This is a genomic window from Cytobacillus sp. QJM3NY_8 (assembly GCF_056173585.1).
Map to the genome: position 1 here is coordinate 3,942,841 of NZ_CM149681.1, position 18,879 is coordinate 3,961,719.

Sequence of the window (18,879 nt, forward strand, 5' to 3'; positions counted from 1 at the left end):
GCTTTATTTCAATCCTTTCTTTTCACAAAATTCATATAATATGCCACCTGTTGATTTCGGGTGCATAAAGGCTACCTGGGCACCGCCAGCACCAATCTTCGGTTCATTCTGCAGCATCCTGATGCCCTGTTCCTTCATTTGATTAATGCGTTCCTGTATACTGTCAACACCTAATGCTACATGATGAAGACCTTCGCCTCGCTTCTCTATAAACTTGGCAATTGGACTTTCTTCACTTGTCGGCTCAAGCAGCTCAAGTTTCGTTTCCCCTGCTTTAATAAAAGCAACCTTTACTCCTTGGCTGTCCACTTCCTCAATTCCGAGAAATTCAAGCTGAAGCACTTCAATATAAAATGGAAGCGCTTCATCAAGAGACCTGACAGCGATACCTATATGGTCCACCTTCTTGATCATATGTTTTCCTCCTCATGGATGTCGGAATTTATCAATTTCCCGCAGAATGCGGGCATATTTTGGGTCTATTATTTAAATATTCGTTAAAAATGTCGAAAATCCTTTTAAAAATTGAGCGGTTGTTCAATTTGAAGATTCTTAGTAAAATAATAGTAAGAATTGGAACGAGGAGGAATAGAATGTCAAATAAGAAAATGACAAAAGTGATTGTTTATTTAATGATATTTGCAATGCTCGCATCTACCCTCATTATGGGGATGTCGATGTTTTTATAACAGAAATTATGTAGACTTTTTCAGCTGCTGCGGAGGGCAATTCCGGGCAGCTTTTTTTTCTGGCATGAATTTTTCTTATGTTCTATTTTTTATTCAGCATATTCTCAATTTACCTAACATGCATACCATTTTATTTTACTTCTTAAACGCTCTGCAATGCATAAAAAAACTGCATCCATTCAGATGCAGCCAGTTTGTAGACAAAAAGAGTTCGGAAAAGTCTCATTCCGAACTCTTTTTTTCATTTTTTGTAGGACTTCAAGTAATTACAGAGAATTGCAGACCTCTCCGAGGTTATCATTTAGGCCATTTCTGGACCTTGCCAAGTCCAGGTGGCCATTTTCTTCAAATTCATGGCAGCGAAAGTAAGCATCGCCTGCATCGACATTTTTTTAAGTCCCCTGAGGGTTGTCCAACGCATGCCATGCTTTTCTTTTGCATCTGCGAATACTCGTTCAATTGTTTCTTTGCGTTTTTCATAGATCGGTTTGACGTCTTGATGGTGGCGAAGATGATCTGCTTCTTCCACATGTTCCTCCCACACATGACGTTGAATCAGTTTTTGATGTGCTTGACTCTGTGTGCATTGAGACAAGAAAGGGCATCCAGCACAAATTCGAGGATCTGATTTATATTGACGATACCCTTCCTTTGTAGTTGTAGTATATTTTAATATCTCACCAGTTGGGCAAATGTAACAGTCAAAATGCTCATCATAAACATACTCATGTTTTCTGAAGAAACCCTCTTTTGTGCGAGGTCGTGTGTAAGGTAAAGCAGGTGTGATGTCGTTTTTCAATAAGTAGCTCGTGATAGCAGGTGTTTTATAGGCTGCGTCTGCCGCAACAGCTTTTGGTTTACTAACTTTCTCAATAACTTGTTCTACCAATGGCTCTAAAATATGACTATCATGCGTGTTACCAGGGGTTACAATTGCGCCTAACACGAAGCCGTTGCGGTCTGCGGCCGCATGGAAAGAATAAGCGAACTGTTTTGTACGCTCATCTTTTACATAGTAGCCACTCTCTGGATCTGTTGTACTTTCCTTGATTTCTTTGTATTCTTCTTTATCAAACTTATCTGGTGGAAACGGCTTTTTTCCATGATCCTCGCGGTCTTGGTTAATCTCCTCTTGAAGGCGTTCTTGATAAGCACGGGTTTCTTTTCGAACAACTTTCTTTTCAAATTTGCGTTTATTTGCACTCGCTTTTACATGAGTAGAATCTACAAAAACGTGTTCAGCACTAATTAAATTCTTTTCAGCTGCGGTTTTTAAGATTCGGTAAAATATTTGTTCAAAGAGATCGGTGTCTTTAAATCGGCGCTCATAATTCTTACCGAAAGTTGAGAAGTGAGGAACTTTATCGTGAAAGCCATATCCTAAAAACCATCGATAAGCCATATTCGTTTTCAATTCTTCAATTGTTTGACGCATGGAGCGAATACCGAAGGTATATTGAATAAATGTGAGTTTAATTAATATTACAGGGTCAATACTTGGGCGGCCTTTTTCTGAATACTTATCTTTTACCAAGTCATAGATGAATGAGAAATTAATCGCCGCTTCAATTTTGCGGACCAAATGGTCCGCCGGTACAAGTTCGTCTAAAGCAACCATTTCAATTTGATCCCGTTGAATTGGATTATGTTTTGAAAGCATTTAAATCACCTCAAGCATTGTATTACTTCTATTTTAAAATAAAAAAGACTGCAGACAAGCACGATTTTCATCGAGTTTGTCGACAGTCTGACTGCATCCATTCAGATGCAGCTAATTATTATTTCAAAGGATCATTTTTTTATTGCCCCGTACTCTCTTCCAAGTTCATCAAAATTTTTTGGGGAGCTGACAACTAAAATTTTCGTACCAACCGGTACAGATTCATATAACGACTCGACTGCTTCATTCTGCAATCTAATGCATCCATTTGAGACGTACCTGCCGATGGATGCAGGGTCGTTCGTACCGTGAATGCCATAAATCCTTCCATCTGTATCCTCTGCGTCAAATCCAATCCATCTAGTCCCGAGTGGATTACGTGGGTCACCGCCCTTAATATCCTTTTTCCTGTAATAAGGATTAGCTGCCTTAACAGTGACAGTGAACATCCCTTCAGGTGTAAGATCATCGGTTTTCCCGGTTGCAGCTGTGATTACACTTTGTACTTTATGATCATGAATAAACGCGACTTCATTTGTCTGTTTATTGACAATTAAAAATGGATCTCCGGGCAGCGGGTTGGGTCCCAATGGCCAGATTGGGGAAAATGAAAAAAACATGATGGCCGCTGCAGCAAACTTCAGCATGATCATTCACGCTCCAATTCCTTTTCCTTAGTTTGCTTCTGCTGTCCGGTCTTGATTCATTTCCCTATCCTTTAATCCTTTAAAAGAGCTTTTTATAATTAAATACTGTTCCATTTCTTTTACAAAGTGAAGCAGCGCAGCCCGTGCCTCAAATTCCTCTCTTGTCTTGGGGAGCTCCATATTTTCAAAGGAAACTCTCATTCTGTATAATTTATCCAGAAATTGAATGGCCGTATTCCCTGGATGAATGTGGTCCGATAGCTCCTCAATAAAATCAGCAATCATCTCCCCCTGTTCAACAGGCAGGGCTAGGGACGTTACGCTTGGAAGAACACGCTCAATAATCTCGAATTGCTTTTCCCTCATTTTAAAATAGTGATAATATAAGTTATCATTCCTTCGGAAGTGGTTTTCGACATCTCTGAAGGCCAATGTTTTAGCCTTATCGATTAATTCCATCGTTTCAGTGATTTCTCTGCCATCCCAGCTGCTTTCATGTGTACGCAAATACTTCACGATTTCATCAAAGATAATCTTAAAGTTATCTTCTATCTCGAGCCTATACTCCTTAAGCTTCGATTCCAGACTTGGCATATAGAGGTTTGCGATGAGCGCCACACCAATTCCGACAGTAATAATGCCCAGCTCATTCAGCAGGAGTTCCTTTGAAACTTCCCCTGCTGAATAAATATGCAGAATAATAACGGAGCTTGTCACAATACCATCGCTGGCCCTTAACATGACAGCTGCGGGAATAAAAAACAAAAGCAGCAGTCCTATTACAAGCGGATGATAGGCAATCCCCTCAAAGAACAAGGAAGAAAACACCATTGCCATTAAGCATGCAAAAAAACGGTCCCATGAAGCTCGCAGAGATTTTTTCTTCGTTACTTTTATGCATAAAATAGTCAATATTCCTGCAGAGACAAAATTGTCAAGCTGCAGCATCTGTGCAATCATGATGCTAATGGAAGTCCCCACGGCAGTCTTGATTGTCCGGTAGCCAATTCTGTATTTCATATAGTCAAACTCCTATATTCATTTGCCCGCACCTAAATTTAAAGAAGGCTGTTTGTTTTAAGAAAAGTGAAAGAGAAGATGATCCTTTTGACCATCTTCTCCCATAGCATATATCGATTATAGCATTTTTTGCAAGAAATCCCTTGCACGTTCACTCTTAGGATTAGAAAAAAATTCTTTAGGTGAAGAATCCTCTACAAGCACGCCGCCATCCAGGAAAAGCACCCTGTCTGCCACTTCACGGGCAAATCCCATTTCATGGGTAACAATCGCCATTGTCATGCCTGTATGGGCTAAATTTTTCATAACTTCCAGTACTTCTTTCACCATTTCCGGGTCAAGAGCGGATGTGGGCTCATCAAACAGCATGACATCAGGTTTCATAGCAAGAGCTCTGGAAATCGCAACCCTTTGCTTCTGTCCCCCGGATAACCGATTTGGATATTCGTAGGCTTTGGCCGATAATCCGACCTTCTCCAAAAGCTCGAGCCCTGTTTTCTCAGCTTCAGATTTCGAAACTCCCTTAACCTTCATTGGTGCATAGGTCAGGTTTTGAAGAACCGTTTTGTGCGGAAATAAATGAAAATGCTGAAAAACCATTCCCACATCTTGGCGCACTTTCATAATGTTTGTGCCCTTATCCGTAATGTCCTGCCCGTTAATCATGATCCTGCCATCTGTAGGCACTTCCAGGAGATTGATGCAGCGCAGCAATGTTGACTTGCCGGAACCGGATGGACCAATAATAGCTACTACTTCGCCATCTTGAATACTGGTTGAAATTCCTTTAAGAACTTCAAGGTTACCGAAATGTTTATGCAAATTTTCCACTTTAATCACTGCGTCTCATTCTCCTTTCAATCCCTTTTCCAAGCACAGTCAGGATCATTACCATAATGTAATAGATAAGCCCGGCAATCAGTATTGGTTCAAAGTAGGAAAACTTTTCGCCTCCCACGATGTAAGCCCGGCGCATCACGTCTGTTACCCCAATAACCGTTACGATTGCAGATTCTTTTGTAAGGGTAATAAACTCGTTCATCAAAGCAGGCAAAATGTTTTTCATCGCCTGCGGGAGAATAATATCCATCATGGCTGGCCTATATGGGACACCTAAAGCCATGGCCGCTTCACTTTGGCCCTTATCAACAGCCAGGATGCCTGCCCGGATAATCTCCGAAATATAGGCAGCTGAGTTTAGTCCAAATGACAGGACGGCAGCTGTTGACGGATCAATTTTATACCCGATCAGCTGGGGCGATCCATAATAAATGAGCATCAGCTGAAGAACAAGAGGTGTTCCTCTAAAAACGGATGTATAGGCATCTGCTATCCACCCAAGAATTTTAAATCTGCTGATTTTAAAGAATGATAGAATAATGCCTAATACAAAACCCAATATGCCTGCCATAGAAACTATTTGTAGCGTAACGCCAATGCCTTTAAGTATATATGGAAGGGAGGGAACGAACTGCTGAAAATCCAGATTCACTATCTTTCCATCCTCTCTCTATAAATAGTTTACTAGTTTCCAAGAAGAATAAAGCGTCCAAAGGAAAATATGCCTTGGACGCCAATTCCCAGCGGAATTATTTGTTATCAAACCATTTTACGATCAGGTCTTCCAATTCACCGTTTTCTTTCATCTTCACAAGCTCTGCATTAAATTTCTCAGTTAATTCGCTGCCTTTTGGAAAAGCCATGGCAGAACCTGCCTCCGCTTCAGCTTCTTCGATCGTAAAACCGGCAAGATCTTCATTTTTTTCAAAGTATCCTTTTGCAACAATATCTTCAATCATGGCAGCATCAAAACGGTCTGCCATAATTTCCTGAATCAATTCAGGGATGCGGTTGCGGTTTTCTACTTTCATATCAACTGTCTCACCAATTTCTTCTGCTTTATCAGCCTGAATAGAGGCAAGCTGCACACCTAAAGTTTTGCCGTTCAAATCTTCCAATGACTCAATTCCGCTTCCTTTTTTCGAAACGATCATATGACTGGCTGTATAATATACATCACTGAAATCAACGTTTTGCTTGCGCTCTTCAGTAGGTGTCATCCCCGAAAGAACAAAATCGACCTGGTTAGTTTCCAATGCAGGAATCAGTCCGTTAAAGTCCATATCCTTCACTTGTATCTCATAACCCAATTTTTCAGCGATCGCTTTGGCCAAATCCACATCAAAACCGATGATTTCTTCCCCTTTTGCGGAATCTACATATTCAAATGGCGGATAATCAGCTGATGTACCCATAGTTAATACTTTTTTATCTGAGTTTTCCCCTGAGCCGCTTCCAGTGCTGGCTTCTTCACTTGTGCCGCATGCAGCTAATACGCCAACTAAAAGTATGCTTAAAGCAAACATGATGACTTTTTTCATTTTAGTTTCCCCCTATAAAATATGAATAATCTCTGCATAACTATTAATAAATATTCACTAAAATGAATTTTAACAGATTTTTATATTTATGCAATAAGATTTTTAAATATTTATTAGAAGTTTAATTATTCAGATAAATGGACATAAAAAAAGTCCCGTAATTCGGGACTTTTACTGGAGAAATAAAAAAGAAAACTTTGAACGTCGAAAAACTATCTAGTTCCAAAAGGAATACTTCGACAGCTTTACATCGCACGACCGAAAGCGGCAGCTTTTGGGAGGAAGTGGCGTTCCTTCGCGAGCAAGGCGCTTCCGCTTTTCCTGTTTAAAGCTCTTCGCAATATTTCTCAAAGGTATCCTGCAGTTTTTGAACAACAGCCATTGGCTCATGGCCTTCAATTTCATGGCGCTCGATCATCGTGCATAATTCTCCGTCTTTAAGAAGAGCAAAAGATGGTGATGATGGCGGATAGCCGGTAAAATAAGATCTTGCTTTTTCGGTTGCTTCTTTGTCCTGGCCGGCAAATACAGTAACCAAATGGTCAGGGCGCTTATCATAATGCAGAGAATGCATGGCCGCAGGGCGGGCAATTCCGCCTGCACATCCGCAGACTGAGTTCACCATTACAAGTGTGGTGCCTTTTTTATTAAGGGCTTCATCCACTTCCTCCGGTGTAGTTAATTCTGTATAGCCGGCATGCACGATTTCCTGGCGTGCCTGCCTTACAACATCATTCATAAATAAATTGAAATCCATATTCATAGATCATCGCTCCTTATGCTGATTAATCTTTTTCACTATATACATAATACCAATACAAGAACAAAATTTACAATCAAGTCATTTTTTTGAATAAAAAAGTTTAGCATCTGGGTTATGGGGGAAAGATAAAACTACAGCTAGATCCATACCCCTAAACTCCCTAGATTCGCCAGTGCCCACAAGGCACTGGCCATTTTTTTTTCAGGAAAAGCTGCCCTGTTGAAGGACAGCTTCATTTCGAATAGACATTAAACAATTCTTCCACTGCAGATGTAACCGTCCTGTTTCCTGAGATAACCTCATTTTCGATTTTCGGAAGGAGCGGCTTAATGGCAGGATGATAAAAAAAGCTGAATTGAAGCTGATCCAGGATCATGGAATGGATCCATTGTTTTGTCTGGAGTCTTCTTCTTTCCTCAAATACACCTGAAGATTTTGCAGTATCTTCGAACGTTTTGATCACTTTCCATATCTCAGGGATGCCCTCGTTCAAAACAGAAGAGCAGGTGTAGGCTCTGGTTTGCCATCCCTTTGTAGCAGGCTGGAGAAAGTGAAGTATACGGTTATACTCTGCTTTTGTTTTCTCCGCTAATTTTTTGTTGCTTCCATCGGCTTTGTTGACAATTACCGCATCAGCCAGTTCCATAATGCCTTTTTTCATTCCCTGCAATTCATCGCCAGCCCCTGTCAGCGTTAATAGCATAAAAAAGTCCACCATGTCCCTGACAATGACTTCACTTTGTCCCACACCAACTGTTTCAACCAGAATAACATCAAAGCCTGCCGCTTCACACAGCAGCATGGTCTCTCTCGTTTTCCGGTGAACTCCACCCAATTTTCCTGCAGAAGGTGAAGGTCTTATGAATGCCCGGGGATTTCTGGAAAGCTGCTCCATCCTTGTTTTATCGCCAAGGATGCTGCCGCCGCTCAAGCTGGAGCTCGGATCGACCGCAAGCACCGCTACTTTTAACCCTAAATCACATAAGTATGTCCCAAAAGATTCAATGAACGTGCTCTTTCCTGCTCCCGGCACTCCTGTTATCCCAATCCTAAGCGATTGTCCTGAATGGGGCAAAAGTTTGTGCAGGATTTCCTGTGCATGGCGAAAATGATGTTCAGCGTTACTTTCAATCAGAGTGATCGCTCTGGCAAGCAGACCTCTGCTGCCATTCAAAATGCCTTCTTCAAGAACGTTTAGATCAGGGAGGGAGGCAGATTTTTTTTGAAACCTGCCTTTTTTCTCAAATTTCAGCTCCGGCTCGCCTGTATCCACACCACCGCGCACAATGCTTGTAAAATTATCTGCCTTTTCTTCATCAAACCATTCCGGTTTCTTATCCTCAGTCATTTACTGGGTCACTTCCTCATACCCGAGACGGCTGTAGATCTCCCTGATGACTTTTTGGGCTGCCACTGGAATGACTGTGCCCGGTCCAAAAATGGCAGATGCTCCATGCTCATATAAATACTGATAATCCTGCGCAGGGATAACCCCGCCAATTACGACAATAATATCTCCCCTATCCAATTTTTTCAGTTCAGCAACGAGCTGCGGCAGAAGAGTCTTATGACCGGCAGCAAGTGAGCTGATCCCAATGACATGAACGTCATTTTCTACAGCCTGCATGGCTGTTTCTTCCGGTGTCTGGAAAAGAGGGCCGATATCCACATCAAAACCGAGATCGGCAAAGGCTGTTGAAATCACTTTTGCTCCCCTGTCATGTCCATCCTGCCCCATCTTGGCAATCAGAATCCGCGGTCTCCTTCCCTCATTTTCAAGAAATTCATCTGTCATCTGCTTTACTTCTGCAATTTCTTCTTCGTTGGAAAAAGCAGAACTGTACACGCCGCTGATAGAACGGATAATTGCTTTATGGCGGTTGGCAACTTTTTCAATCGCTTCAGAAATTTCCCCGAGAGTGGCTCGAACCCTGGCTGCATTTACTGCTAGCTCAAGAAGATTGCCTTCCCCTGTATCTGCAGCTTTTGTAATAGCCGCCAAAGCTTCAGCAACTTTCTCATTGTCGCGGGAAGCCTTTAGCTGCTCCAGCTTCTCGATTTGCTTTAATCGGACAGCCGTGTTGTCAATGTCAAGAATATCAATCGGCTCTTCTTTTTCCAGCCGGTATTTATTCACACCAATAATGGTTTCTTTTCCGGAATCAATTTGTGCCTGCCTTCTGGCTGCCGCTTCTTCGATTCTCATTTTTGGCAAGCCTGTCTCAATCGCTTTGGCCATTCCGCCAAGATTTTCGATTTCTTTAATATGCTCCCAGGCTCGCTTAATTAACTGATCTGTTAAAGCTTCAACATAATAAGAGCCGCCCCATGGATCAATTACATTCGTGATCCCTGTCTCTTCCTGAAGGTACAGCTGCGTATTTCTGGCTATACGGGCAGAAAAGTCTGTCGGCAATGCAATGGCTTCATCCAGCGCATTAGTATGAAGGGATTGTGTATGGCCCATTGAAGCTGCATGCGCCTCAATGAGAGTCCTTGTTACATTATTAAACGGATCCTGCTCTGTTAAGCTCCAGCCGGAAGTTTGCGAATGCGTTCTAAGCGCCATTGATTTGGGATTATCCGGCTCGAAGGTCTTCATCATTTTTGCCCAAATGAAGCGGGCTGCGCGCATTTTTGCCACTTCCATGAAGTAATTCATGCCGATTGCCCAGAAAAACGAGAGCCTTGGCGCAAAGGAGTCGATATCGATTCCAGCTTTAAGGCCGGTTCTTACATATTCGAGACCATCAGCCAGCGTATAGGCAAGTTCAATATCAGCAGGAGCCCCCGCTTCCTGCATATGATAGCCAGAAATACTGATGCTATTGAACTTAGGCATGTATTTTGAAGTATATTCAAAAATATCGGCAATGATCTTCATGGACATTTCCGGAGGATATATATATGTGTTGCGCACCATATATTCTTTTAGGATATCATTCTGGATCGTTCCAGAAAGTTTCTCCTGGCTTACTCCCTGCTCTTCCGCTGTAACAATATAAAAAGCCATGACAGGCAATACCGCTCCATTCATCGTCATGGATACAGACATTTGATCTAAAGGTATCCCATCAAACAGCATCTTCATATCCAGGATGGAATCAATGGCTACGCCAGCTTTCCCGACATCTCCCTCGACTCTTGGATGATCTGAATCATAGCCTCTATGAGTAGCCAGATCGAAAGCGACTGATAAGCCTTTTTGACCCATTGCAAGGTTACGCCGGTAAAAGGCATTACTTTCCTCTGCAGTAGAAAAACCGGCATACTGCCGGACAGTCCATGGCCTGTTCACATACATGGTTGAATATGGCCCTCTTGTATAAGGGGGCAGTCCAGGCTTATCGTTTAGGTGCTCCATGTCTCTAAGATCTTCATTTGTGTACAGAGGCTTTACATTTATTTGCTCATTTGTTTCAAAGAGAAGTTGATCAATGGATGAATCGATTTCTTCCTCTGCTTTTCTTTTCCAGTCATCTTTGGCTGATTGTTTTACTTCAAGAATATCCAGGCTTTTAAAATCAGGTTTATTGGCCATTGCTTGCCGCCTCCATCTCGTTCAGCATATTTAAGAGAGTTTCATAGCAATCGCTTTTTACATGAATGTATCCGCCGATGCCAGCGTTCTGATATTCATCCTTTTTCCTCTCTTCGGGAAGGCCGGCTAAATAGATTTCAGCTGACGGGAAAGTTTCTTTCAATTGTTTAATTAAAGGTACAGCTATGCTATCGTATAGTTCATTTGATCCGCAAATAAAATAATGCCTGCAATTTGTTTTTTGAATAAATGCTTCAGCATCTTCAGGATTATATACCGAACCGCTTTTAACTGCCTCAACCCCGCCAGGAGCCAGGAAGCCTGAAATAAAATCAGCACGCGCCTTATGGTCTTTCAATGCTCCCAGACAGATAAGACCTGCTTCTGGACGAATGCCCTTTCCTTTTAATCTTTCAGATAAATTCCGCAAACCCTCGAAGGACTCAGAAAGACGAACCTGCTGGATAATCTTGAGATCACTCCTGCTGTTCTGGACGGTTTCCAATTCTGTCTGAAGCGGCTTTTCATCAAGATTTGCATATATATTCGTTCCGATGATACTTTGTTTTCTTGTATGAACATCTTTCTTCTTCTTTTCAAGAATTTGGGTAATCTGATCATGAACCCATCCTGTTTGAAGGGCATCCTTCATTCCTCCCAGCTCTTCTATCTCAAGGAAAAGTCCCCATGATTTGGAAATCAGTTCATTTGTCAGATGCTCAATATACCAGGAGCCGCCTGCTGGATCAGAGACCTTTAGTAAATGCGCCTCTTCCCTTAAAATCAACTGAGTATTGCGGGCAATCCGTTCTGAAAAAGGAGATTTGGCTCTTTCCGGATCATTATATGGACTGACATGAAGGTATTGTATTCCTCCCAATACTGCTGCGAACGCTTCATTCCCCGCTCTCAGCATATTTACATAGGAATCATAGGCAGACTTTGTAAAGAAGGACGTCTCTGCTGAAATGACCATTTTTTTACTGTCACCCCCAGCTCCGAATGCTTCCGCCACTTTGCCCCATAATACTCTTGCAGCACGCAGCTTGGCAATTTCCATAAAAAAGTTTGAGCCAACAGCAAACTTAAAGACCATTTTAGATAATATTTGTTCAAGGCCTTTGCCTTTATCAAGAAGATATTGCAGGTGATTTACTCCTGCTGCAAGAGAAAATGCAAGTTCCTGGACGGCATTTGCACCGCTATTATGATAAACCGCTGAATTCACCATGATTGTTTTCATGCTTGGCAGATTTTCTTCTGCATTACTCATCGTTTTATTCAAAGCTTCGTATAGTTCATCGATTGAGCGGTCGTTCAATGTATCGGCAGCAGCAATAGCAAGTGGATCTGCGGCAACATATCCGGAGACTTTTTCTCTTTCTTTTACTTTTCCAAGTCCTGCTATTAATACATGCTGATTTCGTCCGGCATCCACACTGAAAGGGTACCTTTCATAAAGTTCGCCTACAGACAGGCTTATCTTCTCTGGATTTTTTAACTGTTCAGGCTCAAACGCAAGAGCTGTCTGCCCTGTCTTGATGGCAGCAAGAAGTTTATCTGACAGCTCTTCGGAAGAGGAAGCACTAATTTTCTGTGCAACCTTCCATTCTTCAGACAGGTATCCGGCTGCATAGGAACCTCTTCTAAAATCTTCTAAGCCCGGATACTGTGATAATGCACCTGTTTCCAGGTCTTCTCTGGAATAAAGCGGTTTCAATTTTATGTTTTCATATGTATTTCGTGATAATGTTTCTAAGGATTTCCCTTTAAGAGTTCTTTCCGCACTTTGTTCCCAATCTTCATTTGTCTGCTGCGGGAATTTTTCTTCAATCATTTTCTTTAATGACATAAATTTGCTGTCCTTGTAGCTGACAGCGTTCCCTCCCCTCATGCGGCAGCGGACCCGTTTCTTATAAGAAACAATGCCGCAAGAAAATTATAATAAAATTCTAAATTCTCCATATACCTATTTTAGTATACAAAAGAGAAACAAGCAATGAACAATAAGAAACCGCTGTCCCAAAGCAGGACAACGGCAATTTTAATTACTAATAAATAGTTGTATTTTCTTTAGAAGTGTTCTCCAGAATTTCCTTCACACGCTGCAGGAAGCGGCCGCAAACCAGGCCGTCTAATACACGGTGATCGAGTGACATACAAAGGTTAACCATATCACGGACAGCAATCATGCCATTGTTCATTACTACAGGACGCTTCACAATGGATTCAACCTGAAGAATTGCAGCCTGAGGATAATTGATAATGCCCATTGACTGGACAGACCCGAATGAACCGGTATTATTTACAGTGAAAGTTCCACCCTGCATTTCAGCGGAAGTCAATTTACCTGTACGTACTTTTAAGGCAAGATCATTGATTTCACGGGCAATACCCTTAATCGTTTTTTCATCAGCTGCTTTGATGACCGGAACGAATAACGCGTCATCTGTTGCAACTGCAATGGAGATGTTGATATCCTTCTTCTGGATAATCTTATCACCTGCCCACATAGAATTAATCTGCGGGAATTCTTTAAGGGCCTGCGCAACAGCTTTCACGAAGAAAGCAAAGAACGTAAGGTTGAAGCCCTCTTTTTGCTTAAACTCACCTTTAATGCTGTTACGGTATTCAACAAGATTTGTAACATCTACTTCCATCATTGTCCAGGCATGTGGTGCTTCATGTTTGCTGCGAAGCATATTGGCTGCAATCGCTTTACGCACTCCAGTAACAGGGATTTCAACATCACCCGGCATTACTGGAACATTAGGTGCTGGCGCTGCCTGTTTCTGTGCAGGCTGGGAAGGTGCTGGAGCCGGTGCCTCTGTCTTTTCCGGTGCTGGTGCTGATGCAGCAGCTGCCGCTGTAGGAATATCTCCGGACTCAATGATTTTCATAAGGTCTTTACGCGTAATGCGTCCGCCTCCGCCTGTACCTGTCACCTGGTTTAAGTCAATGCCATGCTCTTGAGAAAGCTTTAAGACGGCAGGTGAATAGCGGACTCCTTTTGGAGCATCTGCCGAAATAGGTGCCGCTGGTGCAGAAGGCGCCACACCTGAAGGTGCAGCTTCAGCTTTGTCCTCTGCTTTAGATTCTGATGGGGCTTCCTGAGCTGCTTCTCCGCCGCCTTCAGTTTCAATTGTCAGAATAACCTGGCCAACTTCATAAGTTTCTCCCTCTTCTGCAACCAACTCTTTGATTACACCAGAGAAAGAGGATGGGACCTCAGCATTTACTTTATCAGTCATTACTTCAGCAAGCGGATCATATTTATTTACTTTATCTCCAACGGAAACCAGCCATTTGCTGATTGTCCCTTCAGTAACACTTTCCCCAAGCTGGGGCATTTTAATTTGCTCAATAGCCATTGGGTAACCTCCTTCTAGCTGCCCGCATTTGCGGGTCATGCAGCTAGTACAGCTGATCCGGTATGAATTCCAGCCGGAAAGCTGCACCATCTGCTCTTTCCATTTTTATTAACTAATGCCTTTATTAAAATTCAGCCAATTCGCGCATTGCTTTTTCTACTTTATCAGGGTTAACCATAAAGTATTTTTCCATAGTCGGGGCGTAAGGCATTGCTGGCACGTCAGGACCGGCAACGCGTTTGATTAGTGCATCCAATTCAAACAGGCAGTTCTCTGCAATAATGGCAGAAACTTCGCTCATAATGCTGCCTTCTTTATTATCTTCAGTAAGAAGAAGCACTTTTCCTGTTTTTGTCGCAGCTTCGATAATTGCTTCTTTATCTAACGGATATACCGTCCTTAAATCAAGGATATGCGCTGAGATGCCATCTTTGGCAAGTCTTTCAGCAGCCTGCAGAGCGAAATGAACGCATAGGCCATAAGTGATCACAGTGATATCTTCACCCTCGCGTTTTACATCCGCTTTTCCGATTGGCAGCACATAATCATCATCAGGAACCTCACCCTTAATCAGGCGATATGCACGCTTATGCTCAAAGAACAGTACAGGATCCTCGTCACGGATTGCCGCTTTCAATAATCCCTTAACATCATAAGGCGTAGAAGGCATAACAATCTTAAGTCCCGGCTGATTCGCAAATACTGCTTCGACAGATTGGGAATGGTATAGTGCTCCATGAACACCGCCGCCATATGGTGCACGAACAACGATCGGACAGCTCCAGTCATTGTTGGAACGATAGCGGATGCGTGCTGCCTCAGAAATAATCTGGTTAACCGCCGGCATTATAAAGTCGGCAAATTGCATTTCAGCAATCGGGCGCATTCCATACATCGCTGCACCGATTCCAACCCCTGCAATTGCTGATTCAGCAAGCGGAGTATCAATTACACGGTCTTCGCCAAATTTATCATACAGTCCTTGTGTCGCTTTAAACACGCCACCTTTTTTACCTACGTCTTCACCTAAAACAAATACCTTTGAATCTCTTTCCATTTCCTCGCGGATTGCCATAGTTACCGCATCGATATAAGAAATTACAGCCATATTCTCTCCCCCTTACTGTTCAGCATAGACATGCTTTAAAGCAGATTCCGCTTCTGCATATGGAGCGTTTTCAGCATAATCAGTTGCTTCGTTTACCAATTTCATAATCCGGTCATTAATTTCCTTTTCAATCGCATCATCCATTACACCATTTTCTTTCAGGTATGCGCCAAAAGTAATAATCGGATCTTTTGTTTTCGCTTCAGCCACTTCATCAGGAGCACGGTAGCTTCGGTCATCATCATCAGATGAGTGTGGTGTTAAACGGTATGAAATGGTTTCGACCAATGTCGGCCCTTCTCCGCGGCGGCCTCTGTCCGCTGCTTCTTTCACAGCTTTATAGACTTCAAGCGGATCGTTTCCATCAACTGTTATACCTGGCATACCGTAGCCGATAGCTCTGTCAGATACGTTTTCGCAAGCAAGCTGTTTTTCAATCGGTACAGAGATTGCATATTTATTATTCTCACACATAAAGATAACAGGGAGCTTATGAACACCTGCAAAGTTCGCACCTTCATGGAAGTCCCCCTGGTTTGAAGAACCTTCACCAAAAGTTACAAAGGTTACCAGATCTTTTCCTTCCAGCTTTCCGCCAAGAGCAACTCCAACAGCATGAGGCACCTGTGTAGTAACAGGTGAAGAGCCCGTTACGATTCGGTTTTTCTTTTGACCGAAATGTCCTGGCATTTGGCGGCCGCCTGAATTTGGATCTTCGGCTTTAGCAAACCCTGACAGCATTAATTCCTTGGCTGTCATGCCGAACGTAAGGACTACTCCCATGTCGCGATAATATGGCAGGACATAATCCTTCTCGCGATCAAGTGCAAATGCAGCACCTACCTGAGCAGCTTCCTGTCCCTGGCAAGAAATAACGAAAGGGATTTTTCCCGCGCGGTTTAAAAGCCACATACGCTCATCAATACGGCGAGCTAATAGCATCGTCTCATACATTTCAAGAACTTTCTCATCACTTAAACCTAAATCTTTATGTCGGTTTTCAGCCATTTATACAACCTCCTAAGCTAATATGTATCACCGGGCTCCCAAAAGAAGCCTGGACTTTTCTGTTTATTCAATTGGAACTTTATCCGTGGATAGCTTTTCCATCAACTGCAAGGGCAGCTTCACCGATTGCTTCAGATAACGTCGGATGAGGATGGATTGTATGTGCTACTTCCCATGGAGTTGCATCAAGAACACGGGCCAGACCTGCTTCTGAGATCATGTCTGTAACGTGCGGGCCTATCATATGGACACCCAGGATATCATCGGTATCCTTATCTGCCACAATTTTCACAAAACCGTCGGATTCACCAAATACCAGTGCCTTTCCGATTGCCCGGAATGAGAACTTGCCCGTTTTGACATTATGGCCTTTTTCTTTTGCTTCATCCTCTGTTAATCCTACACTTGCCGCTTCAGGTGAACTGTAAATGCATTTAGAAACCAGGCTATAGTCAATTGGAGAAGGATTCTTGCCGGCAATGTGCTCAACGGCTACGATTCCTTCATGAGAAGCAACATGAGCCAGCTGAAGGCCGCCAATGACGTCACCAATCGCATAAATATGGGATTCCTTTGTCTGGAAGTATTCATTTGCTAAAATAAATCCCTTTTCTATCTGAATGTCAGTATTTTCAATGCCAATACCCTCTGTATTTGCCTGACGTCCCACTGAAACAAGCAATTTCTCGGCGGAGAATTCCTGCTGAGATCCTTTCACTTCAGCTGAAATCGTAACTCCGTCGCCTTTCTGAAGGGTTTCAGGAAGCACTTTTGCTCCTGTTACAATTTTGACTCCCTTTTTCTTCATAAGGCGCTGCATTTCTTTTGAAATTTCTTTATCTTCCGTAGGTATAATGCGGTCAGCATATTCGATTACTGTTACCTCAGCACCAAAGTCTGATAACATAGATGCCCATTCGATGCCGATGACTCCACCGCCAACAATTATAATGGAGCTTGGCACTTCTTCCAAAGCTAAAGCCTCATCCGAAGTCATTACAAGTTGTCCATCAATGTCCAATCCTGGCAGAGTACGAGGACGTGATCCAGTTGCTACAATAACATTTTTAGGGATCAGCATTTCATTTTCGTCCCCATTGTTCATTTCAACAGAAATTGTGCCCGGCATCGGAGAGAAAATAGATGGTCCAAGTATGCGGCCTGTTCCTTCGAATACATCAATCTTGCCTTGCTTCATCAAGTGCTGAACACCTTTATGAAGCTGATCAACGATTTTATTTTTTCTTTCCTGTACCTTATTGAAATTGATGGATACATCACTTGTCACTACGCCAAAATCTTCACTGTGCTTTGCGGTAGCAAACACTTCAGCACTTCTTAATAAAGCCTTGCTTGGTATACAGCCTTTATGAAGGCAAGTCCCTCCAAGTTTTCCTTTTTCAACGATTGCCGTTTTTAAACCAAGCTGTGAAGCACGGATGGCAGCTACATAGCCGCCTGTGCCTCCGCCTAAAATCACCAAATCATATTCCTGTGCCAAATTGCTTCCCCCTTCTATTTCAACGCTGCTTTGTCAGCTTTTTTTCCAGGATATTCTTTTTCAGTCTCTTCACCGCGGAGGACACGAAGAGCGCCTTCAGCGAGTGCCTGCAGTTCATTTTCACCAGGCTGCACGATGACATCTGCAATCCAGTTAATCCGTTCACTGATTTCGTTTACAAAGTCCTTGCCATAGGCAAGACCCCCTGTAAGGATGATGGCATCAACCTTTCCGCCAAGCACTGCACTGGCAGATCCGATTTCCTTAGCCACCTGATAAGCCATTGCGGAGTAGACAAGCTTTGCTTTCTCATCTCCGCTTTCAATCATCTTTTCAACCTTTACTGCATCATTTGTTCCCAGGTAACCAACGAGACCGCCTTGTCCAACAAGCTTTTTCATCACTTCTTCACGATAAAAGCTTCCGGAGTAGCAAAGTCCCACCAAATCACCGGCAGGTACTGTACCTGCCCGTTCCGGACTGAATGGCCCGTCTCCATGAAGTCCGTTATTAACATCCACCACTCTGCCTTTTTTATGAGCACCTACAGTTATACCTCCGCCCATATGCGTAACGATTAGGTTAAGCTCCCCGTACTTTTTGCCAAGTTCTTTGGCTACTCTCCGGGCAACAGCTTTCTGATTCAAGGCATGGAAAATACTTTTTCTTTCTATCATTGAAAAGCCTGAAATTCGGGCAATTGGATCCAATTCATCTACCACCACCGGATCGACAATGAACGAAGGAATATTTAAACCAGAAGCAATCTCATATGCCAGTATTCCGCCAAGGTTTGAAGCATGCTGACCAGCAAAACCGGCACGAAGATCCTCTAGCATTGCATCATTAACTGAATATGTGCCTCCTTCAATCGGTCGCAGCAGCCCCCCGCGGCCGCACACTGCACTTAATTTGGAGATATTGATTCCTTCGTGATCCAATGTTTCCAGAATGGTCTGCTTTCGGAATTCATATTGATCGATAATACTTTCATAAGAGTTAATGACATCTGCATCATGGCGCAATGTCTTCTCCAGGACAGAGATCTCATTATCGAAAACTCCAATCTTAGTTGAAGTGGATCCCGGATTGATGACGAGAATTCGATGTTCTTGTTCTAGCACGTTTAAACCTCCATAAAGAGCGGAAATCTCCCTTGTAAAAGTATACTCTTACTCAGGTACTATTAA

Annotated in this window: 17 protein-coding genes; 1 reads left to right on the forward strand and 16 read right to left on the reverse strand. The window is 42.8% G+C overall.

The window, feature by feature from the left end; genetic code table 11:
- Positions 1-3: 3 nt before the first annotated feature.
- Positions 4-414: a methylmalonyl-CoA epimerase gene (gene mce, locus AC0VZ9_RS20320; protein ID WP_009332866.1), complete on the reverse strand. Its 411-nt coding sequence runs from the start codon at positions 412-414 to the stop codon at positions 4-6.
- A 179-nt stretch (positions 415-593) separates the two neighbouring features.
- On the opposite strand from mce, the gene prli42 reads away from it, so the two are divergent.
- A complete protein-coding gene (gene prli42, locus AC0VZ9_RS20325) occupies positions 594-689 on the forward strand; it encodes a stressosome-associated protein Prli42 (protein WP_019380208.1) in 96 nt (31 codons plus the stop codon).
- 301 nt (positions 690-990) lie between these two features.
- Here prli42 and AC0VZ9_RS20330 read toward each other — a convergent pair whose 3' ends face one another.
- The 15 genes from AC0VZ9_RS20330 to buk all read right to left on the reverse strand — a co-directional run bounded on the left by AC0VZ9_RS20330 (position 991) and on the right by buk (position 18,813).
- Positions 991-2,349, reverse strand: coding sequence for an IS1182 family transposase (locus AC0VZ9_RS20330; protein ID WP_284521487.1), 1,359 nt, complete (start codon positions 2,347-2,349; stop codon positions 991-993).
- Between the two features lie 131 nt (positions 2,350-2,480).
- Positions 2,481-3,002, reverse strand: a complete 522-nt coding sequence (locus tag AC0VZ9_RS20335; protein ID WP_009332867.1) for a L,D-transpeptidase — start codon at positions 3,000-3,002, stop codon at positions 2,481-2,483.
- Between the two features lie 21 nt (positions 3,003-3,023).
- Positions 3,024-4,016 carry an aromatic acid exporter family protein gene (locus tag AC0VZ9_RS20340; protein ID WP_217026205.1) on the reverse strand — a complete coding sequence of 331 codons (993 nt, stop codon included), beginning with the start codon at positions 4,014-4,016 and terminating at the stop codon, positions 3,024-3,026.
- A gap of 117 nt (positions 4,017-4,133) precedes the next feature.
- Positions 4,134-4,856 carry an amino acid ABC transporter ATP-binding protein gene (locus tag AC0VZ9_RS20345; protein WP_217026204.1) on the reverse strand — a complete coding sequence of 241 codons (723 nt, stop codon included), beginning with the start codon at positions 4,854-4,856 and terminating at the stop codon, positions 4,134-4,136.
- Positions 4,849-5,508 (reverse strand): amino acid ABC transporter permease, encoded by a 660-nt coding sequence (locus tag AC0VZ9_RS20350; protein ID WP_009332870.1) that lies wholly within the window; start codon positions 5,506-5,508, stop codon positions 4,849-4,851. Before AC0VZ9_RS20350 ends, AC0VZ9_RS20345 begins: the two co-directional genes overlap by 8 nt.
- A 97-nt stretch (positions 5,509-5,605) precedes the next feature.
- Positions 5,606-6,397: a transporter substrate-binding domain-containing protein gene (locus AC0VZ9_RS20355; RefSeq protein WP_009332871.1), complete on the reverse strand. Its 792-nt coding sequence runs from the start codon at positions 6,395-6,397 to the stop codon at positions 5,606-5,608.
- Positions 6,398-6,722: 325 nt separating this feature from the next.
- On the reverse strand, positions 6,723-7,160 hold the full coding sequence (locus AC0VZ9_RS20360) for a BrxA/BrxB family bacilliredoxin (protein WP_009332872.1): 438 nt from the start codon (positions 7,158-7,160) through the stop codon (positions 6,723-6,725).
- Between the two features lie 232 nt (positions 7,161-7,392).
- Positions 7,393-8,508, reverse strand: coding sequence for a methylmalonyl Co-A mutase-associated GTPase MeaB (meaB, locus tag AC0VZ9_RS20365; protein WP_009332873.1), 1,116 nt, complete (start codon positions 8,506-8,508; stop codon positions 7,393-7,395).
- On the reverse strand, positions 8,509-10,701 hold the full coding sequence (scpA, locus tag AC0VZ9_RS20370) for a methylmalonyl-CoA mutase (RefSeq protein ID WP_009332874.1): 2,193 nt from the start codon (positions 10,699-10,701) through the stop codon (positions 8,509-8,511).
- Entirely contained in the window at positions 10,691-12,553 is a 1,863-nt protein-coding gene (locus AC0VZ9_RS20375) for a methylmalonyl-CoA mutase family protein (RefSeq protein WP_475396668.1), read from the reverse strand. Before AC0VZ9_RS20375 ends, scpA begins: the two co-directional genes overlap by 11 nt.
- 199 nt (positions 12,554-12,752) lie before the next feature.
- On the reverse strand, positions 12,753-14,072 hold the full coding sequence (locus AC0VZ9_RS20380; RefSeq protein WP_019380205.1) for a dihydrolipoamide acetyltransferase family protein: 1,320 nt from the start codon (positions 14,070-14,072) through the stop codon (positions 12,753-12,755).
- 124 nt (positions 14,073-14,196) lie between these two features.
- Positions 14,197-15,180, reverse strand: coding sequence for an alpha-ketoacid dehydrogenase subunit beta (locus AC0VZ9_RS20385; protein ID WP_475396669.1), 984 nt, complete (start codon positions 15,178-15,180; stop codon positions 14,197-14,199).
- A 12-nt stretch (positions 15,181-15,192) separates the two neighbouring features.
- Entirely contained in the window at positions 15,193-16,188 is a 996-nt protein-coding gene (locus AC0VZ9_RS20390; protein ID WP_009332878.1) for a thiamine pyrophosphate-dependent dehydrogenase E1 component subunit alpha, read from the reverse strand.
- A gap of 79 nt (positions 16,189-16,267) precedes the next feature.
- Entirely contained in the window at positions 16,268-17,689 is a 1,422-nt protein-coding gene (gene lpdA / locus AC0VZ9_RS20395; protein ID WP_009332879.1) for a dihydrolipoyl dehydrogenase, read from the reverse strand.
- A gap of 14 nt (positions 17,690-17,703) precedes the next feature.
- Complete coding sequence (gene buk, locus AC0VZ9_RS20400; protein WP_009332880.1) at positions 17,704-18,813, reverse strand: butyrate kinase; 1,110 nt, start codon at positions 18,811-18,813, stop codon at positions 17,704-17,706.
- Positions 18,814-18,879 lie beyond the last annotated feature (66 nt).

Bases quoted from the DNA above. Each gene is read 5' to 3' on its own strand.
- AC0VZ9_RS20390 (WP_009332878.1), bottom strand. From the start codon at position 16,188: ATGGCTGAAAACCGACATAAAGATTTAGGTTTAAGTGATGAGAAAGTT.
- AC0VZ9_RS20335 (WP_009332867.1), bottom strand. From the start codon at position 3,002: ATGATCATGCTGAAGTTTGCTGCAGCGGCCATCATGTTTTTTTCATTT.
- AC0VZ9_RS20355 (WP_009332871.1), bottom strand. From the start codon at position 6,397: ATGAAAAAAGTCATCATGTTTGCTTTAAGCATACTTTTAGTTGGCGTA.
- AC0VZ9_RS20330 (WP_284521487.1), bottom strand. From the start codon at position 2,349: ATGCTTTCAAAACATAATCCAATTCAACGGGATCAAATTGAAATGGTT.
- AC0VZ9_RS20360 (WP_009332872.1), bottom strand. From the start codon at position 7,160: ATGAATATGGATTTCAATTTATTTATGAATGATGTTGTAAGGCAGGCA.
- prli42 (WP_019380208.1), top strand. From the start codon at position 594: ATGTCAAATAAGAAAATGACAAAAGTGATTGTTTATTTAATGATATTT.
- AC0VZ9_RS20340 (WP_217026205.1), bottom strand. From the start codon at position 4,016: ATGAAATACAGAATTGGCTACCGGACAATCAAGACTGCCGTGGGGACT.
- mce (WP_009332866.1), bottom strand. From the start codon at position 414: ATGATCAAGAAGGTGGACCATATAGGTATCGCTGTCAGGTCTCTTGAT.
- AC0VZ9_RS20385 (WP_475396669.1), bottom strand. From the start codon at position 15,180: ATGGCTGTAATTTCTTATATCGATGCGGTAACTATGGCAATCCGCGAG.
- scpA (WP_009332874.1), bottom strand. From the start codon at position 10,701: ATGGCCAATAAACCTGATTTTAAAAGCCTGGATATTCTTGAAGTAAAA.
- AC0VZ9_RS20380 (WP_019380205.1), bottom strand. From the start codon at position 14,072: ATGGCTATTGAGCAAATTAAAATGCCCCAGCTTGGGGAAAGTGTTACT.
- meaB (WP_009332873.1), bottom strand. From the start codon at position 8,508: ATGACTGAGGATAAGAAACCGGAATGGTTTGATGAAGAAAAGGCAGAT.
- AC0VZ9_RS20375 (WP_475396668.1), bottom strand. From the start codon at position 12,553: ATGTCATTAAAGAAAATGATTGAAGAAAAATTCCCGCAGCAGACAAAT.